We start from the raw sequence: 23,431 nt of genomic DNA on the forward strand, positions 1-23,431 counted from the left end.
TGTGAGCAAATCGATTGAGGGCCGCGCGTGGTGCGACCTACGTCTTCAATCCAGCGGAGACGTTAGGGCTTTGCCTGGTCCCTCATCGAGACCGGGCATTAAGATCGGCTAACAAAACGATTGCGCTCACCGCCAGGCGGGCGCAGCCGGTGCTCGGACTCGGCATATACCCTTCGCACTCGGGTTCCTCCGCGTCTTCCGCACCCACTTGACGATTGCTCGCTACGTTTTGTTAGCCACTCTTATGAATCGGCGAGCGAACATCAACTACTGGTTGGGGACCAGCATGATCCGCGCGGATCCCGAATTCCGATCCGGCCCACGCATGACAACGACCGCCATCAGCTCGACACTCTAATGCCGCGTGCGCCGCCCTGGCATACGCACCGCGGTCGCCTCCACCGCCAGTGTGAAACCACGCTCTTCGCCGCCCATCATCGCGCCGACATCCACGACCTGGCGGCGAATCTCTTCGCCTTTTCCGTTACGCACCACCACCACGACGCTGTATTCCCACGGATCGCCATCGGCAGGATGGCGGATGGTGCCGTCGACCTTGAGCGGCACGATCGGCGCCGGCTGTGCGTGTTGCACAGCCGCCGAATCAAAGCGCAGATGGTGCTTGCATGCAGGGCAGACGCTGGAGCTTTCCAGAATCGTCGCCTTGCAATGCGGACAACTGCGCGTGGCACCGGGCGTGCCCGGGCGGGGTGCACTCATGTGGCGTCGCTGTCTCCGTTGACAATCGCCTTGCTGGCGCTGACCGGCTTGCTAGTCTCATCGCTCCAGCCGAAGTCGGCCTGGCCTCGCATGCGTGCGCCGGAGGCCACGGTCAGGCTGCCGGCCTTGACGTCGCCAACCAGTACGCCGGAGGTCTGCAGTTCCACCTGCGCCGCCGATTCGATATTGCCCTCCAGTTCGCCGGCAATGATCACTTTGTTGGCGCGCACGCCGCCATTGAGCTTGGCGCCGCGCTCGATGGTGAGATCGCCCTTGACGTTGACATCGCCCTTGAAGCGACCGGCCAGGCGCACATGACCGGCGCCTTCGATCTTGCCTTCTATGCTGATGTCGGCGGCGATCAGCGATTCTTTCGCTTCGCTTTGACGCTGCGGCGCCGCAGCCGTCGGCGCAACACTGGGTGGAGTAGGGGCCTGCACCGGTGCAGCAGGGTTGGCCTCGGCGGTGAACAGCCGCCCATCGGCGGCGGGAACTTCGGGTGCTGCGGGTACGCCGTCTTTCTTGTTGGAACCTTGATCGCGCCACATCGACATCGGACTGCCTCGCTCGGGGGGGGGGGGTCAACACCGACTATCGCCGCGTCAATCGATCTTTTGTGTGACAGCCTAAGCAATCCGACATCGACGCCGTGCTTGCTCAGTCCAATGCGATCGTCGAGCCGTTCGGCCTGGGAGCGATGGCGCAGGAAGGCCGCATGCGCGAATGCTAGCCTGCGGGCCGCAACGACATGAGGTCACTGTTGGCACATCGCAACGCTGGCAATTGGCCGGCGCGTTGCGATGTGCGGCGTGGCAGGTATGGGTCGGTTAGTGCTGCGGATGCTCGGCGTCGTGCTTGTCGTCGTGCTTGTCGTCGTTCTGCTCGGCCTTGTTGGCCATTTCCCGCGTCTTGTCGGCGGTGGCATTTGCGGCATTGGCGGTGGCGCGGCTGGCGTCTGCAGCCAGTTCACGTGCGGCCACGCGTGCATCGGCAGCAGCGGCCTTGGCCTGCAGGGCGGCGCGGTCGGCAGCCTGTTCGGTGGCGGCAGCAGCATGCTTTGCAGCGGATGCGGCATCGCGGCGTGCCTGTTCGGCGTCATGGCCCTGACAGGCGGCGAGCGTAAGGGCGGCGATGACGCTCAACGAGAGCATACGGATCGTCTTCATGGTGGTCCTGTTCCGGTGTTGGAAAGCTGAGCTTATGCAGGGACCGATGCAGCCTGCGTCAATACGCGGCCGGCCATTCAGCCAGTGGGTGGGGAGGCTGCATCTTGGATATTGCAAGGCTGCAGACTGGCGAACACTGAGTTAGACGGCCAAATTGCAGTCAAAGAAAAAGCCGCTGGAAGCAGCGGCTTTCTCCGAATCCACTTAGAGCTAAGAAGTGATTACTTCTTGGCTTCTTTGGCGGTTTCCTTAGCGGCTTCGGCGGTGTGTTCAGCCGTCTTGGCATCGCTGGCAGCCTGCTCAGCAGCAGCGTCGGTCGAGGCGCCGGAGGCAGCCTGGGCAGCGCTCGCAGCGGTGTCGGCCGAAGCAGCTGCGGTATTGGCAGCAGACTGAGCGGCCTCAGCCGACTGCGAGCCCGAGGCAGCAGCCTGGTCAGCAGCCTTTTGAGCGTCGGCGGCAGCTTCGTTAGCCGAAGCAGCAGAGTCCTGCGCTTGTTCGGGCTTCGAGCAAGCGGTCAGGGCCAGGCCCAGCGCCATTGCGATCAGCAGCTTGTTAATGGTCATTGTTTCAATCCTCGTCGTTAGATTAGGCAACGCGCTAGTGCGCCCCCCCGACATGATGACGGTCCAAAGATCAGTGTCAAGCACACGCGCATTCAGCTTTGAAAAATCGACGTTAAAATCAATTAAATCAACTCGATAGCAATAGCAGTCGCTTCGCCACCACCGATGCATAGTGTCGCGATTCCGCGTTTGCCACCGCGCATGCGCAACGCATTCACCAATGCCACCACCAAGCGCGCACCCGATGCGCCGATCGGATGACCCAATGCGCAGGCACCGCCATGCACGTTGACCTTGTCGTGCGCGATGCCTAGTTCCTTGATCGGTATCATCGCCACCACGGCGAACGCTTCGTTGATTTCGAACAGATTCACCTCGTCCAGTTGCCAGCCGATCTTGCCGACCAGCGATTGGATCGCGGCAACCGGCGCGGTGGTGAACCACTCGGGGGCCTGCGAGTGGGTGACATGCCCGACGATGCGCGCCAACGGCGTCACGCCGCGGCGTTGCGCGTCGTCCGCGCTCATCAGCACGGTGATCGCCGCGCCATCGGAGATGCTCGACGAACTGGCTGCGGTGACGCTGCCGTCCTTCTTGAAGGCCGGTTTCAAGGCCGGGATCTTGGCCACGTCGGATTTGCCGGGCTGCTCATCGCGATCGACGATGACCTTGCCCTTGCGCGTGGCTACCGTGACCGCAACGATTTCGTCGGCAAAGGCGCCAGTGCGTTGCGCTGCCTGCGCGCGTTCCACCGATGCGATCGCAAACGCATCCTGATCGGCGCGGCTGAAACCGAATTTTTCGGCGGTGGCTTCGCCGAACAAGCCCATTGCCTGGCCGTCGTAGGGATTGGTCAGGCCGTCCCAGGCCATGTGGTCGACGGCCTGGAAATTGCCGTAACGGTTGCCGGTGCGCGAGTTGGGCAGCAGATGCGGCGCATTGCTCATCGATTCCATGCCACCGGCAACCACGATGCTGGCTGAGCCGGCCTTGATCAGGTCGTGTCCAAACATGATCGCCTTCATACCCGAGCCGCACACCTTGTTGATGGTGGTGGCGCCGGTCGAGGTGGGGATGCCTGCCGCGATCGCGGCCTGGCGCGCAGGTGCCTGACCGAGATTGGCCGGCAGCACACAGCCGACGATGACTTCGGAAACGTCGGCCGGTGCAATCCCCGATTGCGCCAGCGCGCCCTCGATTGCGGCGGCGGCGAGCGTCGGCGCCGGCACACCGTTGAATTGGCCGAGGAACGCGCCGATGGCAGTACGTTTGGCAGCAACGATGACGATGTCGGACATGAGTAGATACCGTTTAAAGTGAAACGATTATCTGCCTCATGGTCAATTCGCGCCAGCAAGCTGAAGTGCCGGGACAGACTCGGTCGGCGGGACTACGTGCTCGACAACGACACCTGTACCTTGCTGCAAGCCACCGACGGGCTACAGAGCAGATTCGATTCGCTCAGCAGCGGGCCGGATGTCACCTTCCTCAATGCCACTCTGAACTGACGACAGCGACAGTGCGTATTTGTTGTTGCGGCGTATGTAATGTCACTGCCGTTGCGGCAACGCTCGGTGCACTCGGCGCTGCATCAATGGATTCGGCAATACGCGTCGAGCAAGCGTTTCAAAAGGTGGATGCGCAGCAACTGCAGGGCAATGGCGCAATCAGCAGCGTTGCAGCAGTCGCCTAAGGAACCTCTGAACAACGCACTTCAAATGCGCGACACTACACACCTACGTTGAGGAGTCATCCATGCAACTGACGTTCGGTGACGCTGAAGGTTTGGGCAAGCGCAAGCAGACTCGCCGCGAGATCTTCCTGGCCGAGATGGAGCAGGTGGTTCCGTGGAGGCATTTGCTCGGACTGATCGCGCCGCACTATCGGGTGTCGGGGCGGCCTGGTCGACAGCCGTACGCACTGGCGACGATGTTGCGGATTCATTTGCTGCAGCAGTGGTATGCGTTGAGCGATCCGGCGATGGAAGAAGCGTTGCACCAGATCCCGACCTTGCGCCGTTTTGCCCGGCTCGGCGGTTTGGACAATGTTCCCGACGAGACCACGATTCTCAACTTTCGCCGCTTGCTGGAAACCCATGGCCTTGCAGCGCGGATGCTGGAGGCCGTCAACGCGGATCTGGTGCGCAAGGGTCAGAGCCTGCGGTCCGGCACGATCGTCGATGCAACCCTGATCGCTGCGCCCAGTTCGACCAAGAACACCGACCGCGCGCGCGACCCTGAAATGCATCAGACCAAGAAAGGCAATCAGTGGTATTTCGGGATGAAGGCACCCATCGGCGTGGATGAGTTTTCCGGGCTGGTGCACCACGTCCGTTGTACGGCTGCCAATGTGGCCGATGTCACGGTGACCCATGCATTGCTGCACGGCAAAGAAGACAGTGTGTTCGGCGACAGCGGCTACACCGGTGCGGACAAACGCGAAGAACTGCAGACCTGCAAGACTGCTTTTTTCATTGCCGCCAAGCGTTCGACGATTCAAGCCATTGGCAACAAACGCGAGCGCCGCCAGGAAGAACGTTGGGAATACTTCAAAGCAAGTGTGCGTGCGAAGGTGGAGCATCCATTCCGCGTGATCAAACGCCAGTTTGGCTACACCAAGGTCCGCTATCGCGGCTTGGCCAAGAACACCGCGCATGTGCTGACCCTGTTCGCACTATCCAATCTGTGGATGGTGCGCCGGCAGTTGCTGCCGGCCAGGGGATAATGCTGTCTGGCGCCAGCCAACGCCGCAAGAAACCGTAGAAATCGTATCGTACGCATCAACTCTGTGCGCTATTGGCACGCAGCAGGCTCGAATTTTAGAGGTCTGGTGCGTTGTTCAGACCTTCCCTAATGCCAAGGCTGCCGCCGATTCGCTACGCAGTTACAGAGGCAGTTATCTCAGCGGCAATATGGAAGCCGGGTATCGCTGGGGCGACGCGCACGTAACGCTGACGCCGTACATGGGCCGGGATTAGGCGCGTCTGCGTAGCGAAGGTTTCGGGTTGCGTGCCGATACAAGTACGTCCTCACGCAAGCAAGCGCTGGCCGGTGTGCGTTCTGCGTGCCACTGGCGCGGCGTCCAGTTAGGCGGTTACGCCGAATGGCAACAGGCGCTGAGCAGCGAAGGCTTGACGCTCGATGCCAGTTTCATCGGTGTGGGTGCATGGGCACTGCATGCGCGGCATGCTGCCGGCGCGCTCGCGCGGTTTGTTCGGCATTACCGCAGCTGCGCCGTTGGGTTAGCAGGGCCAGCTGCGCTTTGGTTACGACCAGCGGGTGGGCGAGCGCGGTGATGATCGCGCGCTGAGCCTGCGTTACAGCGCAGATTTCTAATCGGCGCATTGCCTGTTTGATCGGTGCTTCAGCTAGCTGTCCAGACAGCGTGCCCAGGGCAGGTGGGTCACTCGCCGCGCAGCTTGTGCAGAAAGCGCGGTGCGGTGCGGCCCAGCGGCAGTTTGAGCTTGCTGATGGCCTCGATACGCGTTTGGGCAATCTGATCGGCCGCCTGCTGCGGCGACACGCCCAGCTGCTCGGAGAGATCGAACACCTTTTCCAGATTGTGATAGATGCTGCGGATCAAGCGCATCGCGCGCTCGCGGTTATAGCCGTCGATCTCCAGCGACACGTTCATGACGCCGCCGGCATTGACCACGTAATCGGGTGCGTGCAGGATGCCGCGCTTGTGCAGCTCCTGCCCGATGGCGGCGCTGGCGAGCTGATTGTTGGCGGTGCCGCAAATAATCTTGGCCTTGAGTTGCGGCAACGTGTCGTCGTTGATCGCGCCTTCCAGCGCGCATGGTGCGAATACATCGGCCTGCACTTGGTGAATTTCGTCCGGACGCACCGCTTCGGCGCCGTATTCGGTCACCGCGCGGTCTACCAGCGCCGGATCCAGATCGGCCACATACAGTTTTGCGCCGCGTTCCTTGAGCAGTTTTACCAGCTCCATTCCGATATGGCCCAGCCCCTGAATCGCGATGCTGGCCTTGCCGATTTCTTCGTGGCCGAGCTTGCGATTGAGCGAGGCCATCAGCGCCTGCAGTGCGCCATAGGCGGTGAACGGCGCCGGATCGCCGGAGCCGCGATGCACCTGGTGCACGCCGGTGACATACTCGCTCTCCAGGTAGATCTGTTCCATGTCGTTGACGTCTGTGCCCACGTCCTCGGAGGTGATGTAGCGCCCGCCCAGGGTGTCGACAAATCGGCCGAATGCGCGGAATAGCGCCTCGGTTTTGTCGGTCTTCGGGTCACCGATGATCACTGCCTTGCCGCCGCCGACGTTCAAGCCGGCCAGCGCGTTCTTGTAGGTCATGGTGCGGCTGAGCCGCAGCGCATCGTTGAGCGCGGCCTCGCTACTGGGGTAGGGGCGCATGCGCACGCCGCCCAATGCTGGCCCGAGACGGGTGCTGTGCAGGGCGATGATCGCCTTGAGGCCGGCGTCGCGGTTGTGACAGAAAATCACCTGCTCGTGGCCGGTGGTATCGAGGGTTTCGAAAAGCATCGAAGGCTCCGCGGGGCTGCGTGATGTGCCTTCCCTGAGGCCGGGTCTGGACCCGCGCAATGGGAAACAAAAAACGCGACGTCTGCAGAACCTGTCCGATCACCTCGCGCTGCAACATTTTAAACCACGTCGGCAGGGGGTTGTGTATGAATTTGTTCATCAATGCCGATGGCGCTGCTGTCGAAACCATATCGTTCCCGGCCATTTGCTGCCGGCCGTGACCGACGTGCCGGCGTGCAACGAATGCGGGTAGGGACGACCATCGGCATGCAGGTGGTCGAAGTCCCCCCTGGCCGGCGCGCGGCTGGACGCGGACACCGGCGTCCGGGAAATCGGTCTGGCCACCGGCGCCGACGTCGTTGAGATAGACGCAGGCGGTGCGATGCGCACCTCAGGCAGCGCAATGATGCCGAGCGACTGCAGCTGTCGCAGTAGTGCCTGGGCAGCGGCCTCGGGCTGCGGCGGCACGCCTTCGCCGCGGAACAGGCGCTCGGCCAACAGCGTGGCCGAGCGCGCGTCACCGGCTTTGGAAGCGCGTTCCAGCAAGGCCACGCATTTCCGTTGCCGATCCGGGTACTCCAAGTGCCCGTGCTGCATCGCCAACGCAGGTAGCGCGGGCGGGTAGTTGGCTGCAGCTGCCGCGTGCAGCCGGGCGAACGCCTGAATTTTCAGGATGAGCGAATGATCGGTGACGGGCGGGGTCGCCAGCAGATAACGCCCTGCCGCGGAGCCTTGACGTTCGGCCTTCTGCCAATGCGCAAGTGCGTGATTGACGTCCACCTCGTAGCCGACACCGTAAACCCACATGCGGCCGGCTTCGACCTGCGCGCTAGTGTCGCCTGCGGCCGCGCTACGCGCGTACCAGGCAAAGGCTTCCTCGCTCTGGCCGGCGCGTTCCAGCGCCTGCGCCAGTGCATTCATTGCAGCGGGTTGTTGGCGTTGGGCAGCGGGGCCAGTTGTGCTAGAGAAAGCGAGTGCATGGCCGCATCTTGAGCCTTGCCTTGCCTTGCCTTGCCTTGCCTTGTTTTGTCTTGGCGCTGGGCGATCAGCTGTTTGCGGACAACGCCAAGTGCGTCAGATACAGGCGCAGATCGAACTCCAGCTGGTGGTAGTCGGGTGTCATGTGATTGCAGAGTTGGTAGAAGGCTTTGTTGTGATCGGCCTCCTTCAAATGCGCCAACTCGTGAGCGATGATCATCCGCAGGAACGGTTCTGGCGCATCGCGAAACACGGATGCAATACGGATTTCGCGGCTGGCCTTCAGTCGGCCGCCGTGCACGCGGGAGACCGCGGTATGTGTGCCCAGTGCATGCTTCACCACCTGTAGGTGGTTGTCGTACATCGCCTTGTGCAAGGTGGGTGATGAGCGCATGTAGCGCTCCTTCGTCGCCTTGACGTAGTCGTACAAGTGGCGGTCGGTGCGGATCGCGTGTCGGTCCGGATAGCGCCGCGCCAGCATCGCTGCGAGCTTGTCCTGGGCAATCAGTTCGCGCACCTGATCCAGGACGGCGGGCGGATAGCCGGTGAGATAGCGAAGAGTGTCCATGTCGATCGATTGCTGCCAAGTACGCATGATCGCCGATGCGAAGCTTGCTGGCGAATCCCTCCGATTTAGAGCGGCTAACAAAACGTAGCGAGCAGTCGCCAGGTGGGTTCGGACGGCGCGGAGGAACCGAAGTGTACGCGTGGTACATGCCGATTCCGAGCACCGGCCTCGCCCGCCTGGCGGCGCAATAGCTTTGTTAGCCACTTCCAGTTGCGACACGCGCGCAGACGTCGTTTGGTCGCTGCTTTGTGATGCGCGTCAAGCGGATGCGGATGCGCGATGGCAAGCGGCCATGTCGATGGGGTGCGCACGGCTTCGGGCACAAGCAGAACGCAAAGACCGCATCTCCCCTGGCGAACGCCTAGCGACGTTCGATTATCTGTCAGTGACATTGTTAGACAGTCGTGCAGTTAACGCGGCCGTCTGAACGCAGCGCAAGTGTGGTCGCGTGAGTCAGGCGTATTCACGAATGCGGCACATCCGGATAGGTAACGTGCAGCGCATGTTTTGCGGCGATGTGCCGCAATCACACGATTTAACAACGGCACTGTGCCTCTTGGGAGACAATAATATGATCAAATGGGCCATTATTTTTGCCATCATCGGACTGATCGCCGGTGCGCTCGGGTTCGGCGGCATGGCAGGCGCTGCGATGGGAATTGCCAAGTTGCTGTTCTGGGCTGGCATCATCATCGCCATCGTGCTGTTCGTGCTGGGCATGACGATCGCCAAGAAGGTGACCTGACGCGGAGCGTGCCGCCGCCTGACAGGCCAGTCGCCGTCGACTGCGTCACCCCGGCATACAGAAGGAGCGACCATAGGCCGCTCCTTTTTTGTCTCTATGGTCGAAACGAAAAGGCGGGACAGTCACAGGCGATCTCGACCGTAACGGTCTCGCGCTGCGAGTGTCGCAATCAGACGCCAGTATTCTCGGCTGTCGTATGCAAGGCGATATTGAGCTGATCGATGGTCACGATCCAGTCGGCATCGTCTAGGCGTTCTTCACGCAATAGCTGCGCTTGGGCGGGCGTCCAGAATGGTGCTTCTTCCAGGCGCATTTCGCCTGGTAACGGAGAATGCTCGGCGATGAAGTTGCAAATGCTAATTTCGTCTGACGGCAGGCCAAGCTGGGCGAACAGTTCGGATAACGGGTGGACGGGTTGTTCCATTGCAGATTCCTCGAGCGTACGGATGATTGAATGCTAGGGAGCCTCAGAACGACTCCTTCTAGATGCGCGACGCTACACATCTACGTTTCCCGACGCGACCACGATTCTCAACGTTGGCCGCTTGCTGGAGACCCATAGTGTTGCCGGGCGGATGTTGGAGACGGTGGATGTTCATTGGTGTGGATGAGTTCTCCAGCCTGGTTCACCACGTGCGCTGCACCGCAGCGAACGTGGGCGATGTCACAGTGACGCACGCGTTGCTGCACGGCAAGCAAGACAGCGTGTTCGGCGACAGCGGCGATAGCGGTGCGCATAAACGACTTTAATTTGCAGTTTTCCCACGTAATGGCCGGCGGTAAAGTGTTGACGGCGTAATGGTCATTGAATCGGACCATAGTTGGAACCTGGCGTGCAGTCATAGTCGGGGTTGCGTTGCGGTTCCTGCACGGTGCCATAGCTAAAATTAAGGAGTGCGAGCCCACCAAGATGCATCCATATCTTGCCCATACCGTTCGTCCTTGTCGTTGTGCTCAGCGCTTCCCACCAAAAATACTGCCGAAAATTCCGCGCACGATCTGCTGCCCAATCTTGTTGCCGATCGTACGAGACGTCTGCTTGGCCATCGCTTCGAGCATGCCTTGACGACGGCTGGTGCCAAATACAGCGTCCTTGACAACCTTGCCGAAGCCGCTGTCTTGCGCATCGTCATCTTCGCGCGTGCGTGCCGGCGGTGCGGCGCTGCGTTCGGCGACCTGTTCGACACGCCGCGCGAGCAGTTCTGCGGCCGATTCGCGGTTGATCGTGGTGTCGTAGCTGGTACCAACCAGACTGGCTGCACGTACCTGTGCGCGTTCGCTCGCGCTGATGGCGCCCATGCGGCAGCGCGGTGGTGCGATGAGAGTCTGCTGCACCGGAGCGGGTACGCCCTTGCCTTGCAGCGGCGACACCAGTGCCTCGCCGGTGCCCAGGCTGGAGATCGCGGTTGCTACATCGAGTTTGGGGTTGGCGACAAAAGTTTGCGCCGTCGTCTTGACCGCTTTCTGATCGCGCGGTGTGCACGCACGCAGCGCGTGCTGCACGCGGTTGCCCAGCTGACCGAGGATGTTGTCGGGGATGTCGTCGGGAAACTGCGAGCAGAAATACACTCCCACACCCTTGGAGCGGATCAATCGCACGACTTGTTCGATGCGCTGCACCAGCGCGGCTGGCGCATCGTCGAACAGCAGATGCGCTTCGTCGAACACGAACACCAGCTTTGGTTGTTCCAGGTCGCCCACTTCGGGCAAACGCTCGAACAGTTCCGACAATAGCCACAGCAGGAAGGTGGAATACAGCTTTGGCTTGAGCACCAGTTGGTTAGCCGCCAGGATGCCGATCACGCCGCGGCCATCCGGCGCCACGCGCATCAGTTCGGCCAGTTCCAGCGCCGGTTCACCGAAGAACTGCTCGCCGCCGTCCTGCGTTAGACGTAGCAAGGCGCGTTGGATCGCCGCCACCGATTGGCTGGAAACCAGGCCATAACTGGTGGACAACTCTTTGCGTTCTTCGACGACCAATGCGAGCAATGCGCGCAGGTCGTCCAGGTCCAGCAATAGCAGGCCGCGGTCGTCGGCCAGCTTGAACACGATGTCCAGCACGCCGGATTGGGTGTCGTTGAGTTCCAGAATGCGCGCGAGCAGGGTGGGGCCCATCTCGCTGACGGTGGTGCGCACCGGGTGCCCGAGCTGTCCATACAGGTCCCAGAGCACCACCGGGCTGGCCGCAGGCGCGTAGTCGGCGATGCCCGCATCCGTGGCGCGCTGCAGCACGCTGGCTGCGCCGTCACCGGCAACCGCCAGGCCAGCCACGTCGCCTTTCACGTCGGCCAGGAACACGGGCACCCCCAGGCGCGAGAAGCCTTCGGCCAGAGTCATCAAGGTAACGGTCTTGCCGGTTCCGGTGGCGCCGGCCACCAGGCCATGGCGATTGCCGAAGCGTGCTTCAAGCAGGACCGCAATATCGTCGGTGATGCCTTTGCCGAGGAGGAACGAGGCCATTGCGCAGATCCGTTGGGGAAAGTCCGGATTCTAGCGGGCAATGCTGGCGGGAAAGCCAGGCGGAGAATGCCCCCCATTTTCGATCGAAACAGCCGGCAACCAAACGCGGACATGCAGTCAGATACCCAACCTATCTGCGACCCGCAACAGTCGATCGTACAGGTCTTCCCAGCATCGATCGCATCGATCAGGCCAGCGGCCCACCGACCCTGCCAGCCCCGCCGCCTTGCCCCGGTGTCGCCCCGGCGGCTACTCTGCCAGCCTTTCCGCTGTACTGCCTACGATGCCGCTCGCTCATTTCGATTCGCGCCCATGGCCGGTTCTGGTCATGGTGGCGCTGATGTCTGTCGTCCCCGCTGCCCACGCCATCTCCAAACGCGACACGGAGAAGGCGGCCGTGCTCGATACACGCATGGCTGCCGCCGAAAAGCGCTATCGCGATGCGCTGGTGCTGGTGAACAACTCCGACCCCAAGGGCACCGCAGAAGGTGATGCCGCGCTGGAGGACATGGAGGACGTCATCGACGCCTGCATCAAGCAGCGTGGCTGCCTAGTCGCCAATCAGTTGGCCACCTACAAGCGCCTGCTGAAGGCGCGCGCCGATGCCGAAGCGCCAGCCGCTGAAGATCCGGAAGACGACGATATCCTGCTGCAGGCCGACCCGGACCACCTCGGACCAGCCGCTAACGGTGTTCCCGAGGCCGCGCGTGCAGCCACGTTGCTCAACGATCAGCGGCACGATTTCGACAAGATGGTGCAGTACAACCCGGCGGTTCAGGCCGGCATCCGTCGCTGGCTGACCGACATGCGCCCGGCACTGCTGACCAGCTATGATAATTACAGCAACCTGCGCGGCGTGATGTGGCCGGAATGGCAGAAGCGCGGCCTGCCCGAAGCGTTGCTGTTCGGCATCATGGCCAAGGAATCCAATGGCAAGGTGCACGCCAGTTCGCGTGCCGGCGCCGCCGGTCTGATGCAGTTTATGCCGGCCACCGGGCTTCGTTTCGGTCTGGGCCCGGACGGTAGCGGGTTCGATACGCGCTTGGATGCGCGCAGCGCCGCCGAAGCCAGCGCCACCTATCTCAACGAGCGCATGGCCGGGCTTAACAGCAACATCGAATTGGCGCTGGCCGCCTACAACGGCGGCGAAGGTCGCGCGACGCGTGTGTTCTCTCAGAGCGGCGGGCGCGGATTCTGGGATCAGGACGTCTACAACCAGTTTCCGGCCGAAACCAAGGATTACGTACCGATGGTGATCGCCGCGGCGTGGATCTTCCTGCACCCTCGCCAGTACGGCGTGGACTTCGCCAAGCTCGACGCGCAGCCGGCGACGCTGAAGCTGGCCAAGTCGACCACCATTTACGAACTCACCATCTGCCTGGGCAGCATGGGCACGCGCGATGGCTATATGCGCGCGTTGCGCAACCTCAACCCTCGCTACGAATTAGATGGCTGGATTCCGGCTGGCACCGTCATTAACGCCACCAACCGCATTGCCAGCCTGTACACGCGGTACTGCATCAATGGCCCGCGTGCGGACCTGGCGCGCACGCTGATCACCGCCGACCTCAACAGTGCGATCGTGCGCAGCGGCGCTACCGAATACGTGCCCAGCGTTGCAGTGGGTGACGTCAGCCCGATGGCTGGCGTGCCGACCACCGTGGCCACCGGCCAGCCGGCGGTCGCCAAGGCTAAGGCCAAGCAGGCTCGCAGCTACACCATCGCCAGAGGCGACACGCTCGGTCGCGTTGCGCAGAAGTACCAGTGCGAAATCAAGGAACTGGCCAAGGCCAACGGCCTGAAAGCGCCGTCGTATGCGCTCGCACCGGGACAGAGCATCAAGCTGGCCGGTTGCGACCGGTAGGTTTGCGATATGGATGTGCGGGCATCCGGCTTGCGGGTGTCCGACCAACCTTCGTAGGTGTGGGCTTGCCTACGATGCCGCATTCTCAAGATGCCTCATCGCGAGCAAGCCCGCTGCTGCCTCCCGCCGCGATCCGCACACGCTGACATCGGCGGCAATGCCGTCGTGCATGTCGCACCGCCGCACTGCGACCGTGCCAGCGCTCTGCACAACCGGGCTGACTTTTTTGCTCATCCAGCGGCTATATTGATGCCCATGAAACGTAGGGGCGGGGGCGCGATGCGTCCGATACAAGGGTTAGGTGCGCTGCTGCTGCTGACATGCAGCGGTGCCGTCATGGCGTTGGGGTTGGGCGATATCCGGGTGCTGTCCAAGCCGGGGCAACCGCTGGTGGCCGAGATTCCGGTCATCTCCAACGAGCCCGGCGAACTCGACGACGCACGCGTGGCGCTGGCGTCGGCCACCACGTTTGCGCGGGTCGGTTTGGAGCGGCCGCAGGGATTGGTCAGCAACCTGCAGTTCCAGTTTGCGCAGGACGCGCGCGCGCGCGCGGTGATTCGCGTGACCAGTAGCCAGGCGGTAGACCAGCCGGCGATCAACTTCTTGATCGAAGTGGAGTGGGGCCAGGGCCGCTTGGTGCGCGAATATTCCGCGCTGGTCGACGCGCTAAACGCTGCGGCCGCACGTGCCGAGCCGGCCATCGGAGCGCCGCGGTCCGTGGCCAGTAACGCCATCGCACGCGAGCCCCCAGCCGTACCTGTTAGGAATCGCTCAGGGCAAAACACCGCAGGAGCTGCACCCGCTGCGCTTCCTGCCGCAAGCGCTTCTGCTGCCGCTGCGAGCCAGCCTGGCGATGCCTTGCCGACAGTACGCTCGGGCCAGACCTTGTCGGAGATCGCGGCGGTAGTGGCGCGTTCCAGTGGGCATTCGCTGGATCAGACCATGCTGGCGTTGCTGCGGACCAATCCGGACGCCTTCATCAACGCCAACATCAATCGACTGAAGCAAGGCGCGGTGCTGCGTACGCCGCAGGAAGACGCGTTGGCACAGGTCGGCGCTGCGGAAGCGGCGGTAATGGTGCGCGAGCAGGCAACCCAATGGCGGCAGGCGCGTTCGGCGATCCCGCAGCCCGCCGAAGCCGGCGCCGCTGCTGCGGCTACGCCGATTCCTGCCGCACTTGCTTCACCCACCGCAGCCGGTGCCGGTGCGCGGCTCGAAATCGCCCCTGCAGTGGCGAGTCAGACCAACAAGGCCGGAGCCACGTCCGGCACCAGTGCCGAAGGCAAGGGCGAGATGGTGGCCAACCAACAGTTGCAACAGGCCAAGGAGGACATCGCCACCCGCGATGCGGAATTGCAGGATCTACGCACGCGCGTGGCCGATCTGGAAAAGCTCAAGCAGCAACAGCAAGCCTTGATCGCGATGAAGGACACCGACTTGGTGGCCGCACAAAAGCGCTTGTCGGAAACACCGGCTGCCGCACCACAGGGCGCCGGCTTCCCGTTGTGGTTGATCGGGGGGCTGGTGTTGATCGTCGCCGCCGTGGTCGCGTGGCTGGCTGCACGTCGCCGCAAACCGTCGCCGCTGCCGCCGTTGCCGCGGCGTCAGTCCGACTTCGTGCCTGTCGGCGCCGCTGCAGAAGCAGCCGAGCCGCATGACGATGCGCAGGCCATCGTGCCAAGCGAACGCGATGTGGTGCATGAGACCGACTTCGAGCAGATCGATCTGCGCGAAGTCGAGCGTAGCTACGATGCGCAGCCGCCGCTGTCCGACGTGCTGCGCCGCGAGCCGCTGCTCTCCGAGCCGGTGGCCGCGCCGCCAGCGGTCACCAGCGACGATTGGCGTTCGCTGCGCGCAACGCCGCCAGCGCAGGTGGTAGAGCCGGAGTTCGTTGAGCCTCGGTACTCAGCGCCGCAGCATGTCGAGTCCGGGCAAGCGGAGCCGCAGCACGTAGACGCCGGGCACGCCGTCAAAGATCTGCCGCCGACCGTTCCATCCGCGTCGGCAGCCACGCAGAACAGCCTGGATTTCGATCAAGCCAACGTCGCCCCCGTCGCTGCGCCCAGCGCGTCAACCAGAAGGGAATTCACCTCCGCCGGGCGCGATCGCCTGGAGCTGGCGGCCGCCTATATGGATCTCGGCGACAAGGACAGTGCACGCGGCCTGCTGCTGGAAGTTGCTGCAACCGGCGATGACGCCAGCCGCGCCGAAGCCGCCGAGCTGCTGGAACGCCTGACGTGAGCCCTGCCATGAACAGTATCGCCGCAGGCCGGGCTGCCGCACGCGAACGCCGCATCGATTACGTCGAATTCGCATCCATCGACCCGGAGGCCAGCCGTGCCTTCTTCGAGACCGTGTTCGGCTGGCAATTCCGAGCCTTTGGCCCGGATTATCTGACTTTCAACGACGGCCGCCTGGACGGTGGTTTCTATCGTGCCACTGCGCCAGCAGCTGCCGAAGGCGGCCCGCTGGTCGTGCTGTATGCCGACAACCTGCCACCGATGCTCGAAAGCGTACGTGCTGCAGGCGGCGAGATCGTCAAGCCGGTATTCGGCTTCCCCGGCGGCAGCCGGTTTCATTTTCGCGAGCCGGGTGGCACGACGCTGGCAATATGGTCCGAGCGTGCTGCGGCTGAGCGTGAGTGACAGAAACCTGCACGGCCGCCAGATTGGCGCGGCGGGTGCTCGGTGCGGCATCTATCGCTCGTAGACTGTGAGTCTTTCCCTGCCGTCCGCGCGCTTGCTTTTTGTTAGCCGCTGTTGGTCCGCGGACTCAATCGATTCAACAACAGGCAGGTAGCGATGCGTTACGCGCTGGGCGTGGAGTATGACGGCAGCGAATTTCAGGGCTGGCAGCAGTTGGGCGCGCATGGCGGGCCGAGCGTGCAGGCCAGCCTGCAGGCGGCGTTGTCCTCGGTGGCTGACGCACCGGTGCAAGTGGTTTGCGCAGGCCGCACCGATGCCGGCGTGCATGGCGAATGCCAGGTGGTGCATTTCGACAGCGATGCGTGCCGCCAACCGCGCGGCTGGATGCTCGGCACCACCGCGCGCCTGCCGCCTTCGATCGCGGTGCGCTGGTGCGTGCTGGCGCCCGCCGACTTTCATGCGCGGTTTTCCGCGCGCGCGCGCCGTTATCGCTATCGCCTGCTCAATCGTCAGATACGCCCTGTGCTGTATCGGCAGACCTTGAGCTGGGAGCGCCGCCCACTCGATGCCGATGCCATGCATACCGCAGCGCAGGCTTTGCTGGGCGAGAACGACTTCAGCGCATTTCGTAGTGTGCAGTGCCAAGCGTTGCATGCGCGCCGCAACCTGCAGGCTATCACCGTGCAGCGCATCGGCGAGGTGGTAGAGGTGCAAGTGCAGGCCAATGCATTCCTTCATCACATGGTGCGGAATATTGTTGGCTCGCTGATTTTGGTCGGTACCGGCGAGCAGCCGGCCGACTGGATCGCGACGTTGCTCGCCGGACGTGACCGCACTATGGCCGGACCGACAGCGCCGCCACAAGGTCTGGTATTTATCGGGCCTCTGTATCCTGCAGAGTGGCATCTGCCCGCTGAGGTGACCCAATGAATCGATCGCTGTACCGCACCCGTATCAAGTTCTGTGGCATGACCCGCGCCGGTGATATCCGACTGGCCGGCGAGCTGGGTGTGGACGCGGTGGGTTTCATCTTTGCGCATGGCAGCCCGCGGCGCGTGGCACCGGCCGAGGCGCGCGCAATGCGCCAGGCCACCGCGCCGATGGTCGATGTGGTGGCGTTGTTCCGCAACAACTTGAAGGAAGAAGTGCGCGAAGTTGTGCGCACCGTGCGCCCAACCTTGCTGCAGTTTCATGGCGAAGAAGACGACGCGTTCTGCCGTAGTTTCAACTTGCCGTATCTCAAGGCGGTGCCGATGGGCAGCGCTGGCGTGAACGGCGAAGATGCCAACGCGCGTACCTTGCAGCTCGCTTATCCCAATACCGCCGGCTTCCTGTTCGACAGCCATGCGCCCGGCGCAGGCGGCGGCACCGGCAAGACCTTCGACTGGTCGCGCTTGCCGACCGGTCTGCATCGCCCATTTCTGCTGGCTGGCGGTATCACCGACGAAAACGTGTTCAACGCGATCGTGGCGACGTTGCCGTGGGGCGTGGATGTGTCCAGCGGCGTGGAGCTGGCGCCAGGCATCAAGGACGGCCACAAGATGCGCAAGTTCGTCGACGAAGTGCGCCGCGCTGACTGCCACGAAATGAGCTGATCCAGCCGACAGCCGATTGCCATGCACTTCGCGGCATCGTCCGCGCGGCGCGTTGACGTGCGTCAAAGCCTGGGCCTGTTCGACATCGGGCCACGTTGCGTCCGACACTAAGAGCGGCTAACAAAACCCAGGAAGAAGCCGTAAGCAGACGATGGAGCAAGCAAGCGAGAGCAACGCCAAGTGGAGATCGATGCGGCGTTCAAAGCGGATGCGCAGTTTGCCCATGCCTGCGAACCAGGCATGGGTGCGCTCGACGACCCAGCGATGACGGCCCAACCGGTCGTTGCGCGCGATCCCCTTGCGTGCGATCCGCGCAATGATGCCGCGCTGCTTGAGGAAGGCGCGACAGCGGTCGATGTCGTAAGCCTTGTCGGCGTGCAATTTGTCTGGCCAACGTCGCGGGCGCCCTGGTTTGCCACCAATTGGCGGCAAGGCGTCGATCAACTCCTCGAACACGACTGAGTCGTGCCGATTGGCGCCGGTGACGCACACCGCCAAGGGGATGCCGTTGCGATCGACGATCAGATGCCGTTTGCTGCCGCGTTTGCCGCGATCGGTCGGGTTCGGCCCGGTATATGGGCCCCCCGGGGGGAGGCTACGCTAGCGGCGTCCAGACCAGCTCGGCTCAGGTCCAGCGTCTGAGCGCGACGTCGCTCGGCCAGCAACACCTGATGCAGACGATGCCACACACCGGCGGCCTGCCAATCACGCAACCGGCGCCAGCAGGTCATGCCGCTGCTGTAGCCCAGCTCCATAGGCAGGTCTTCCCACGGCACGCCCGTGCGCAGGACATAGACGATGCCGTTGAGGGCTTGCTGATCACTGATACGCGGCCGTCCACCTTTGGGCGAACGCTTCACTTGCGGAATCAGCGGCTCGATGCGCTTCCACAGCGCAATGGGGATCTCTTTGCGACGTGTCATGTCCGCAATTTTGCCACCGGCGAGACAAGATTCAAGGGGGTTTGTTAGACGCTCTAAGGAACCTCTGAACAACGCACTTCAAATGCGCGACACTACACACCTACGTTGAGGAGTCATCCATGCAACTGAAGTTCGGTGACGCTGAAGGTTTGGGCAAGCGCAAGCAGACTCGCCGCGAGATCTTCCTGGCCGAGATGGAGCAGGTGGTTCCGTGGAGGCATTTGCTCGGACTGATCGCGCCGCACTATCCGGTGTCGGGGCGGCCTGGTCGACAGCCGTACGCACTGGCGACGATGTTGCGGATTCATTTGCTGCAGCAGTGGTATGCGTTGAGCGATCCGGCGATGGAAGAAGCGTTGCACGAGATCCGGACCTTGCGCCGTTTTGCCCGGCTCGGTGGTTTGGACAATGTTCCCGACGAGACCACGATTCTCAACTTTCGCCGCTTGCTGGAAACCCATGGCCTTGCAGCGCGGATGCTGGAGGCCGTCAACGCGGATCTGGTGCGCAAGGGTCAGAGCCTGCGGTCCGGCACGATCGTCGATGCAACCCTGATCGCTGCGCCCAGTTCGACCAAGAACACCGACCGCGCGCGCGACCCTGAAATGCATCAGACCAAGAAAGGCAATCAGTGGTATTTTGGGATGAAGGCACACATCGGCGTGGATGAGTTTTCCGGGCTGGTGCACCACGTCCGTTGTACGGCTGCCAATGTGGCCGATGTCACGGTGACCCACGCATTGCTGCACGGCAAAGAAGACAGTGTGTTCGGCGACAGCGGCTACACCGGTGCGGACAAACGCGAAGAACTGCAGACCTGCAAGGCTGGTTTTTTCAAGGCTGGTTTTTTCATTGCCGCCAAGCGTTCGACGATTCAAGCCATTGGCAACAAACGCGAGCGCCGCCAGGAAGAACGTTGGGAATACTTCAAAGCAAGTGTGCGTGCGAAGGTGGAGCATCCATTCCGCGTGATCAAACGCCAGTTTGGCTACACCAAGGTCCGCTATCGCGGCTTGGCCAAGAACACCGCGCATGTGCTGACCCTGTTCGCACTATCCAATCTATGGATGGTGCGCCGGCAGTTGCTGCCGGCCAGGGGATAATGCTGTCTGGCGCCAGCCAACGCCGCAAGAAACCGTAGAAATCGTATCGTACGCATCAACTCTGTGCGCTATTGGCACGCAGCAGGCTCGAATTTTAGAGGTCTGGTGCGTTGTTCAGACCTTTCCTAAAGCTCCCGAGGCAGGTGCCCACGCGAAGCTGCAGCGGGGCGCCATGCCGGTTTGGTTACCGGGGCGCTGCAGAACGCGTATTGCAATGCATTCGTGCGCTAGTTCTCGCAGTGCTGCGATTCGCCCACGCGTTCCCGTTGGCCCCCGCCAGCATGGTCTATCCGAGCGGGGGCTCAATTCACTCACTGATCGTCGTCGAGGAGCTGCCAATCTCCTGTATTTCGGCAGCAGGTGTCTGATCCGGCTGACTCCGCGCCCACTGTCCACTGCTGGGCGCAACGGCTTCCGGTGTTGTGACAATTGCCTCCAGAGCGGCCCCTTGGCGTTGCGCGGCCACCGCACTGCGCACCCTGGCGTGTGCCTGATAGGTTTGGTTCGTGTTGCGATAAGAGAGCCCGTACGACGCGGCCGTGGATGTGGCGTATAAGAAATTTGAGGCTGAAGCGTTTTGCGCTGCCAAGTTGCTGGACATGGCAACGTTCTGCATCGCCAGATTGATCATACCGGCCAACTGATTCCACGAAAAACGCGCGATAGAGTGGTCCAGCACGCGATCGTGGTCGGTCATCGGCAGCTTGTCGCCGACGTTGAAGATTTGTTCCCCGCCGACCTGCTTGGTCTCGTAGTGCTTGGCCAATGCCGCGTCTACTACTTCCACGGCACTATTGAACACTGCCCGCACCGCGGCAATCGCGGCGAATTCTCCAAATTCACTCGTGTGCCCCGGTATCCGCAGTTCTATACTCGACTTGATGCTTTCAGCCGCCAAATTGGCGGAGGAGATGGACAGCAAGGTGGTGAGCGAGTAAGCGGTGGCCATTGAACTCATGTTTTGGTCATTGACGCCGCTGGTCGACGGTCCTCGGGTCGCTACCAGTTTGACGCTGGCCTGCATGAGTTCGCGCATTCCCGCATAGACGATGTTGCGCAGCTGAGTCGCTAGTACTTGAGAGGGGATCGTGCAATCGCCATTTGCTGCAGCCAACGAAGTCATCGTCAGAAATCCACCTTCAGCGATGACTTGATTGGCGCTCACGCGGCGCGAATCAGCGCGCTGAATCGCCATTTTTTCGGTTTTTTCCGCTTCGGGCAGAGCGTCCCATTGCGCATCGCTCAGGCCGAAATGGCCTTTAACCGCAGCGATCTGGTCGCGTCGCATGCGTGGTTGACGCACCTTGGCATGCGCCAGGATCGCCATCATCGACACCACGCTCTGCATGCCGACGATGGCGAACGGATTTTCCCTGGCGAATTTGGAGTTCGCCAGGAGTCTGTAGATGTTCAACATCGTGACTTCGCGCGCGAAGGTGGGAATGCCGCAGGTCGCCAGCTGCTGCAGGGAGTGGCCGGCGTAGGCTCCCAAGGCGGTACGGCTGGGTAGCCGGTCCAGCAGCAAATCCTGGGCGATGGTCCTTATCGAATCGGCTGCTATCATAAGGCTCTGCGAGGTGTGATTCATGCCTGCGAAGAGTTTGTCATGGACGCTCTGCGCCGCATTTCTGGATTGGCTGGCTATCTCTTCGCCGCACTTTTGAAGACCGTTACGGCAAGCGGCTCCCGTCCTGTACGCCAAAGCTCCTGTGTGCGCTGCGAGTTGTCTGCTTTTTTGCTGCATGCTGCTGGTGCTGCCTTGCGCTTGCGTCGGCGAGGGCGGCGGGAAAGAGCGTTGGCCGATTTCTAGATCAATTGTCGTGGGCGTCCCCGGGGACGGCCGCGTGATGTGACCGGGAGAGCTGGGTTCGCCGCGAGATGCTGGCCTGCGCGGAGGGCGGGTGCTCGGCAATCCGCCGGATCCCGGTGTTGCGGCCGGCAAGTGTTCTGCGGTGTTGGCCGCTATGTTGGTCTGGTCTTCGTTGCCATACATATTTTCCGGAGGCGAGCTGAAAAAAGATCGCAACGTTGTCGAGTGTTGTGCTTTCGTAGGCATTTCAGCTCCGATCGGTACGTCGGCCACGCCGACGATGGTGGCGCATGGTGCATGTGCTCGGCCCCGGCACCATGCGATGTGAGTACGAAGTCCGCTGCATCTGCCTGATTGCGGACTTATCCGGCTGACATGCCGGAGTAATGCTGCATCGGTTGAATGCTCCTACGATCAATCCGCGGATAATTCCGTGCAGGGGGCGCAACAAAGCCCAAGGCAGTGCCTCCGTCATCGGCGCGGCCAAGCCTGCTTGGCGGGCGCTCGCTGCGTCGCGCAAATGCATCGAAGGACGGCCAGGAAATTGCGGTTCCTGCTTGCGGCCTAGACATGGTCTCGACTGCTTATTTCGATTCGAAATCAACATATACGGCTTGGAGTTTGGGAGATTTTTTTAGCGGCTTATGCGTTGCAGCGAATTGATGCATACATAACCGAAGCGACTTGAGAGTAGGTGGGCCGAATTTTGCTTAATAGGAGTCGCGTGGGCGTCATCCTCTTCTCGCACTGCGTGCATCGTCGCGGCTGGGCCGTTGGCCTGGTGCGAACTTGCGTACCAGGGATGCGCAACGCGCACTCAGCCTCCCTCGGTGTCGGGTTGCGCAGGAGATTCCAGAGCGTGTTGCAACCAATGCGCTAGCCGATCAACGCGCGGGTCCTTACCGCGGCGCGGGCTAGCCAGCATCCACTGGCCGCCAGTCGCCAAGAAGCCCCACGGTGCCAGCAGTCGGCCGGCTACGATGTCTTCCGAGACCAGTGGCTGCGGTGCAATCGCGATGCCCAGCCCGGCGTTTGCCGCTTCGAGCAGGTAGTACAAATGCTCGAATTCCGCGGCGAATGCGCTGTCAGGCAACTCCACGCCTGCCTGCTGCGCCCATTGTGACCATGCCTGCGGCCGTGACCGCACCTGCAGTAAAGGCGCGTTGCGCAATGCCTGCGGCGGTGCCTGTTGCAATGTCGCCGCCAGCGGGTGGCGCGGGCTGAGGACTGGTCCGATGCGCTCATCCCCCAGCGTATGCACGTGCCAATCGCCGGGCCAGGGCGATGTCGCCAACAGCATTGCTGCGTCCAAGCCCGAAAGCGCTTCATCCGGGTCTTCCTCCTGAGCGACCAGGTGCAAGCGGATGTCCGGCAGATCTATGTTCAGCCTGGCCAAGCGCGGGATGACCCAGCGCGCCAGCACGCTGCCGGAGCAGCCCAGCACCAGCGGCGCATCGCCGCTGCGCTGGCGTAGTTCGGCCCAGGCACTGCCAAGCAACGAGAATGCTTCGCTGCTGGCCTCGCGAAGTCGGGTGCCTGCAGCGGTCAGCACCAGACCGCGCCCCTGCTTTGCGAACAATGCAGCACCCAGCGATTGCTCGAGCGTGCGGATATGCCGGCTGATAGCGCCATGGGTCACGTGTAGTTCCTGCGCGGCCCGGCTGACGCTTTGCAGGCGCGCAGCCGCTTCGAAGGCGCGCAGCGCTGCTAATGGCGGAAGTGATAGGCTCACGTGTGACTCCAGATCACAGATCGCGGCAATCTTATAGATGTATCGCTCGTTGTGGC

The 23,431-nt window shown here is 62.3% G+C and carries 20 protein-coding genes, 2 other RNA genes and 4 pseudogenes; 12 read left to right on the top strand and 14 right to left on the bottom strand.

The genetic code is table 11. The features are described 5' to 3' along the window. Positions 1–164: 164 nt before the first annotated feature. A non-coding RNA gene (locus tag PD885_RS07545) (sX9 sRNA) lies at positions 165–238 on the top strand. Between the two features lie 116 nt (positions 239–354). On the opposite strand, the gene PD885_RS20595 is transcribed toward PD885_RS07545, so the two are convergent. The 5 genes from PD885_RS20595 to PD885_RS07570 all read right to left on the bottom strand — a co-directional run bounded on the left by PD885_RS20595 (position 355) and on the right by PD885_RS07570 (position 3,747). After that, on the bottom strand, positions 355–720 hold the full coding sequence (locus PD885_RS20595) for a hypothetical protein (RefSeq protein ID WP_002810343.1): 366 nt from the start codon (positions 718–720) through the stop codon (positions 355–357). Next, positions 717–1,274, bottom strand: a complete 558-nt coding sequence (locus tag PD885_RS07555; RefSeq protein WP_002810341.1) for a bactofilin family protein — start codon at positions 1,272–1,274, stop codon at positions 717–719. The genes PD885_RS20595 and PD885_RS07555 overlap by 4 nt, the downstream gene beginning before the upstream one ends. 273 nt (positions 1,275–1,547) lie before the next feature. Continuing rightward, positions 1,548–1,886: an XAC1346 family secretion chaperone gene (locus PD885_RS07560; protein ID WP_088056758.1), complete on the bottom strand. Its 339-nt coding sequence runs from the start codon at positions 1,884–1,886 to the stop codon at positions 1,548–1,550. A gap of 221 nt (positions 1,887–2,107) precedes the next feature. Then, complete coding sequence (locus tag PD885_RS07565) at positions 2,108–2,449, bottom strand: hypothetical protein (RefSeq protein WP_002810337.1); 342 nt, start codon at positions 2,447–2,449, stop codon at positions 2,108–2,110. A 122-nt stretch (positions 2,450–2,571) separates the two neighbouring features. Beyond that, positions 2,572–3,747, bottom strand: a complete 1,176-nt coding sequence (locus PD885_RS07570) for a thiolase family protein (protein WP_002810335.1) — start codon at positions 3,745–3,747, stop codon at positions 2,572–2,574. 78 nt (positions 3,748–3,825) lie between these two features. Between PD885_RS07570 and PD885_RS21990 the strand changes: the two are divergent. From PD885_RS21990 to PD885_RS07585, 3 genes and pseudogenes are all read left to right on the top strand, one after another. Further along, a pseudogene (locus tag PD885_RS21990) lies at positions 3,826–4,121 on the top strand (autotransporter domain-containing protein); the annotation flags it as partial. Positions 4,122–4,204: 83 nt separating this feature from the next. Beyond that, positions 4,205–5,173, top strand: coding sequence for an IS5 family transposase (locus tag PD885_RS07580; RefSeq protein WP_065975349.1), 969 nt, complete (start codon positions 4,205–4,207; stop codon positions 5,171–5,173). Positions 5,174–5,333: 160 nt separating this feature from the next. Continuing rightward, positions 5,334–5,784, top strand: a pseudogene (locus tag PD885_RS07585) (autotransporter domain-containing protein); the annotation flags it as partial. Between the two features lie 67 nt (positions 5,785–5,851). On the opposite strand, the gene PD885_RS07590 reads toward PD885_RS07585, so the two are convergent. From PD885_RS07590 to PD885_RS07605, 4 genes and pseudogenes are all read right to left on the bottom strand, one after another. Next, positions 5,852–6,952: a Glu/Leu/Phe/Val dehydrogenase dimerization domain-containing protein gene (locus PD885_RS07590; RefSeq protein WP_088056759.1), complete on the bottom strand. Its 1,101-nt coding sequence runs from the start codon at positions 6,950–6,952 to the stop codon at positions 5,852–5,854. A 159-nt stretch (positions 6,953–7,111) separates the two neighbouring features. Beyond that, positions 7,112–7,873: pseudogene (locus PD885_RS07595) on the bottom strand (hypothetical protein). Positions 7,874–7,997: 124 nt separating this feature from the next. Beyond that, entirely contained in the window at positions 7,998–8,525 is a 528-nt protein-coding gene (locus PD885_RS07600) for a M48 family metallopeptidase (protein ID WP_040762786.1), read from the bottom strand. A 45-nt stretch (positions 8,526–8,570) separates the two neighbouring features. Further along, positions 8,571–8,646, bottom strand: a non-coding RNA gene (locus PD885_RS07605) — sX9 sRNA. 423 nt (positions 8,647–9,069) lie between these two features. Here PD885_RS07605 and PD885_RS07610 point away from each other — a divergent pair. After that, positions 9,070–9,243 (top strand): DUF1328 domain-containing protein, encoded by a 174-nt coding sequence (locus PD885_RS07610; RefSeq protein ID WP_002810324.1) that lies wholly within the window; start codon positions 9,070–9,072, stop codon positions 9,241–9,243. Between the two features lie 169 nt (positions 9,244–9,412). Here PD885_RS07610 and PD885_RS07615 read toward each other — a convergent pair whose 3' ends face one another. Beyond that, positions 9,413–9,667, bottom strand: a complete 255-nt coding sequence (locus PD885_RS07615; protein WP_002810322.1) for a DUF2789 domain-containing protein — start codon at positions 9,665–9,667, stop codon at positions 9,413–9,415. 172 nt (positions 9,668–9,839) lie between these two features. Between PD885_RS07615 and PD885_RS22680 the strand changes: the two are divergent. Continuing rightward, positions 9,840–9,987, top strand: a pseudogene (locus tag PD885_RS22680) (transposase); the annotation flags it as partial. A gap of 210 nt (positions 9,988–10,197) precedes the next feature. On the opposite strand, the gene PD885_RS07625 reads toward PD885_RS22680, so the two are convergent. Further along, the gene (locus tag PD885_RS07625) at positions 10,198–11,703 is read right to left on the bottom strand and encodes a helicase HerA-like domain-containing protein (RefSeq protein WP_002810309.1); all 1,506 of its coding nucleotides are present in this window, start codon (positions 11,701–11,703) and stop codon (positions 10,198–10,200) included. Positions 11,704–11,986: 283 nt separating this feature from the next. Here PD885_RS07625 and PD885_RS07630 point away from each other — a divergent pair, with 283 nt between their 5' ends. The 5 genes from PD885_RS07630 to PD885_RS07655 all read left to right on the top strand — a co-directional run bounded on the left by PD885_RS07630 (position 11,987) and on the right by PD885_RS07655 (position 17,807). After that, complete coding sequence (locus PD885_RS07630; RefSeq protein ID WP_002810307.1) at positions 11,987–13,567, top strand: transglycosylase SLT domain-containing protein; 1,581 nt, start codon at positions 11,987–11,989, stop codon at positions 13,565–13,567. A gap of 279 nt (positions 13,568–13,846) precedes the next feature. Beyond that, entirely contained in the window at positions 13,847–15,808 is a 1,962-nt protein-coding gene (locus tag PD885_RS07640) for a type IV pilus assembly protein FimV (RefSeq protein WP_002810305.1), read from the top strand. Next, positions 15,805–16,212: a VOC family protein gene (locus PD885_RS07645; RefSeq protein ID WP_040762783.1), complete on the top strand. Its 408-nt coding sequence runs from the start codon at positions 15,805–15,807 to the stop codon at positions 16,210–16,212. The genes PD885_RS07640 and PD885_RS07645 overlap by 4 nt, the downstream gene beginning before the upstream one ends. A 156-nt stretch (positions 16,213–16,368) precedes the next feature. Next, positions 16,369–17,142, top strand: coding sequence for a tRNA pseudouridine(38-40) synthase TruA (gene truA, locus PD885_RS07650; RefSeq protein WP_002810301.1), 774 nt, complete (start codon positions 16,369–16,371; stop codon positions 17,140–17,142). Next, entirely contained in the window at positions 17,139–17,807 is a 669-nt protein-coding gene (locus tag PD885_RS07655; RefSeq protein ID WP_002810299.1) for a phosphoribosylanthranilate isomerase, read from the top strand. Before truA ends, PD885_RS07655 begins: the two co-directional genes overlap by 4 nt. A gap of 117 nt (positions 17,808–17,924) precedes the next feature. Here the strand turns inward: PD885_RS07655 and PD885_RS07660 are convergent. Beyond that, positions 17,925–18,730 (bottom strand): IS5 family transposase gene (locus PD885_RS07660; protein ID WP_088056761.1). Its coding sequence is split into 2 segments (ribosomal slippage): positions 17,925–18,400 and positions 18,400–18,730, totalling 807 coding nucleotides; the frame shifts between segments, so codons are not numbered across the junction. A 119-nt stretch (positions 18,731–18,849) separates the two neighbouring features. Here PD885_RS07660 and PD885_RS07665 point away from each other — a divergent pair. Next, positions 18,850–19,833, top strand: a complete 984-nt coding sequence (locus tag PD885_RS07665; protein ID WP_088056763.1) for an IS5 family transposase — start codon at positions 18,850–18,852, stop codon at positions 19,831–19,833. A 307-nt stretch (positions 19,834–20,140) separates the two neighbouring features. On the opposite strand, the gene PD885_RS07670 is transcribed toward PD885_RS07665, so the two are convergent. Further along, on the bottom strand, positions 20,141–21,577 hold the full coding sequence (locus PD885_RS07670) for a hypothetical protein (protein ID WP_145954053.1): 1,437 nt from the start codon (positions 21,575–21,577) through the stop codon (positions 20,141–20,143). Between the two features lie 883 nt (positions 21,578–22,460). Further along, entirely contained in the window at positions 22,461–23,375 is a 915-nt protein-coding gene (locus PD885_RS07675; protein WP_002810291.1) for a LysR family transcriptional regulator, read from the bottom strand. Between the last annotated feature and the right edge of the window lie 56 nt (positions 23,376–23,431).

Origin of the sequence: Xanthomonas fragariae, from assembly GCF_900183975.1 — a bacterium.
GTDB lineage: Bacteria > Pseudomonadota > Gammaproteobacteria > Xanthomonadales > Xanthomonadaceae > Xanthomonas > Xanthomonas fragariae.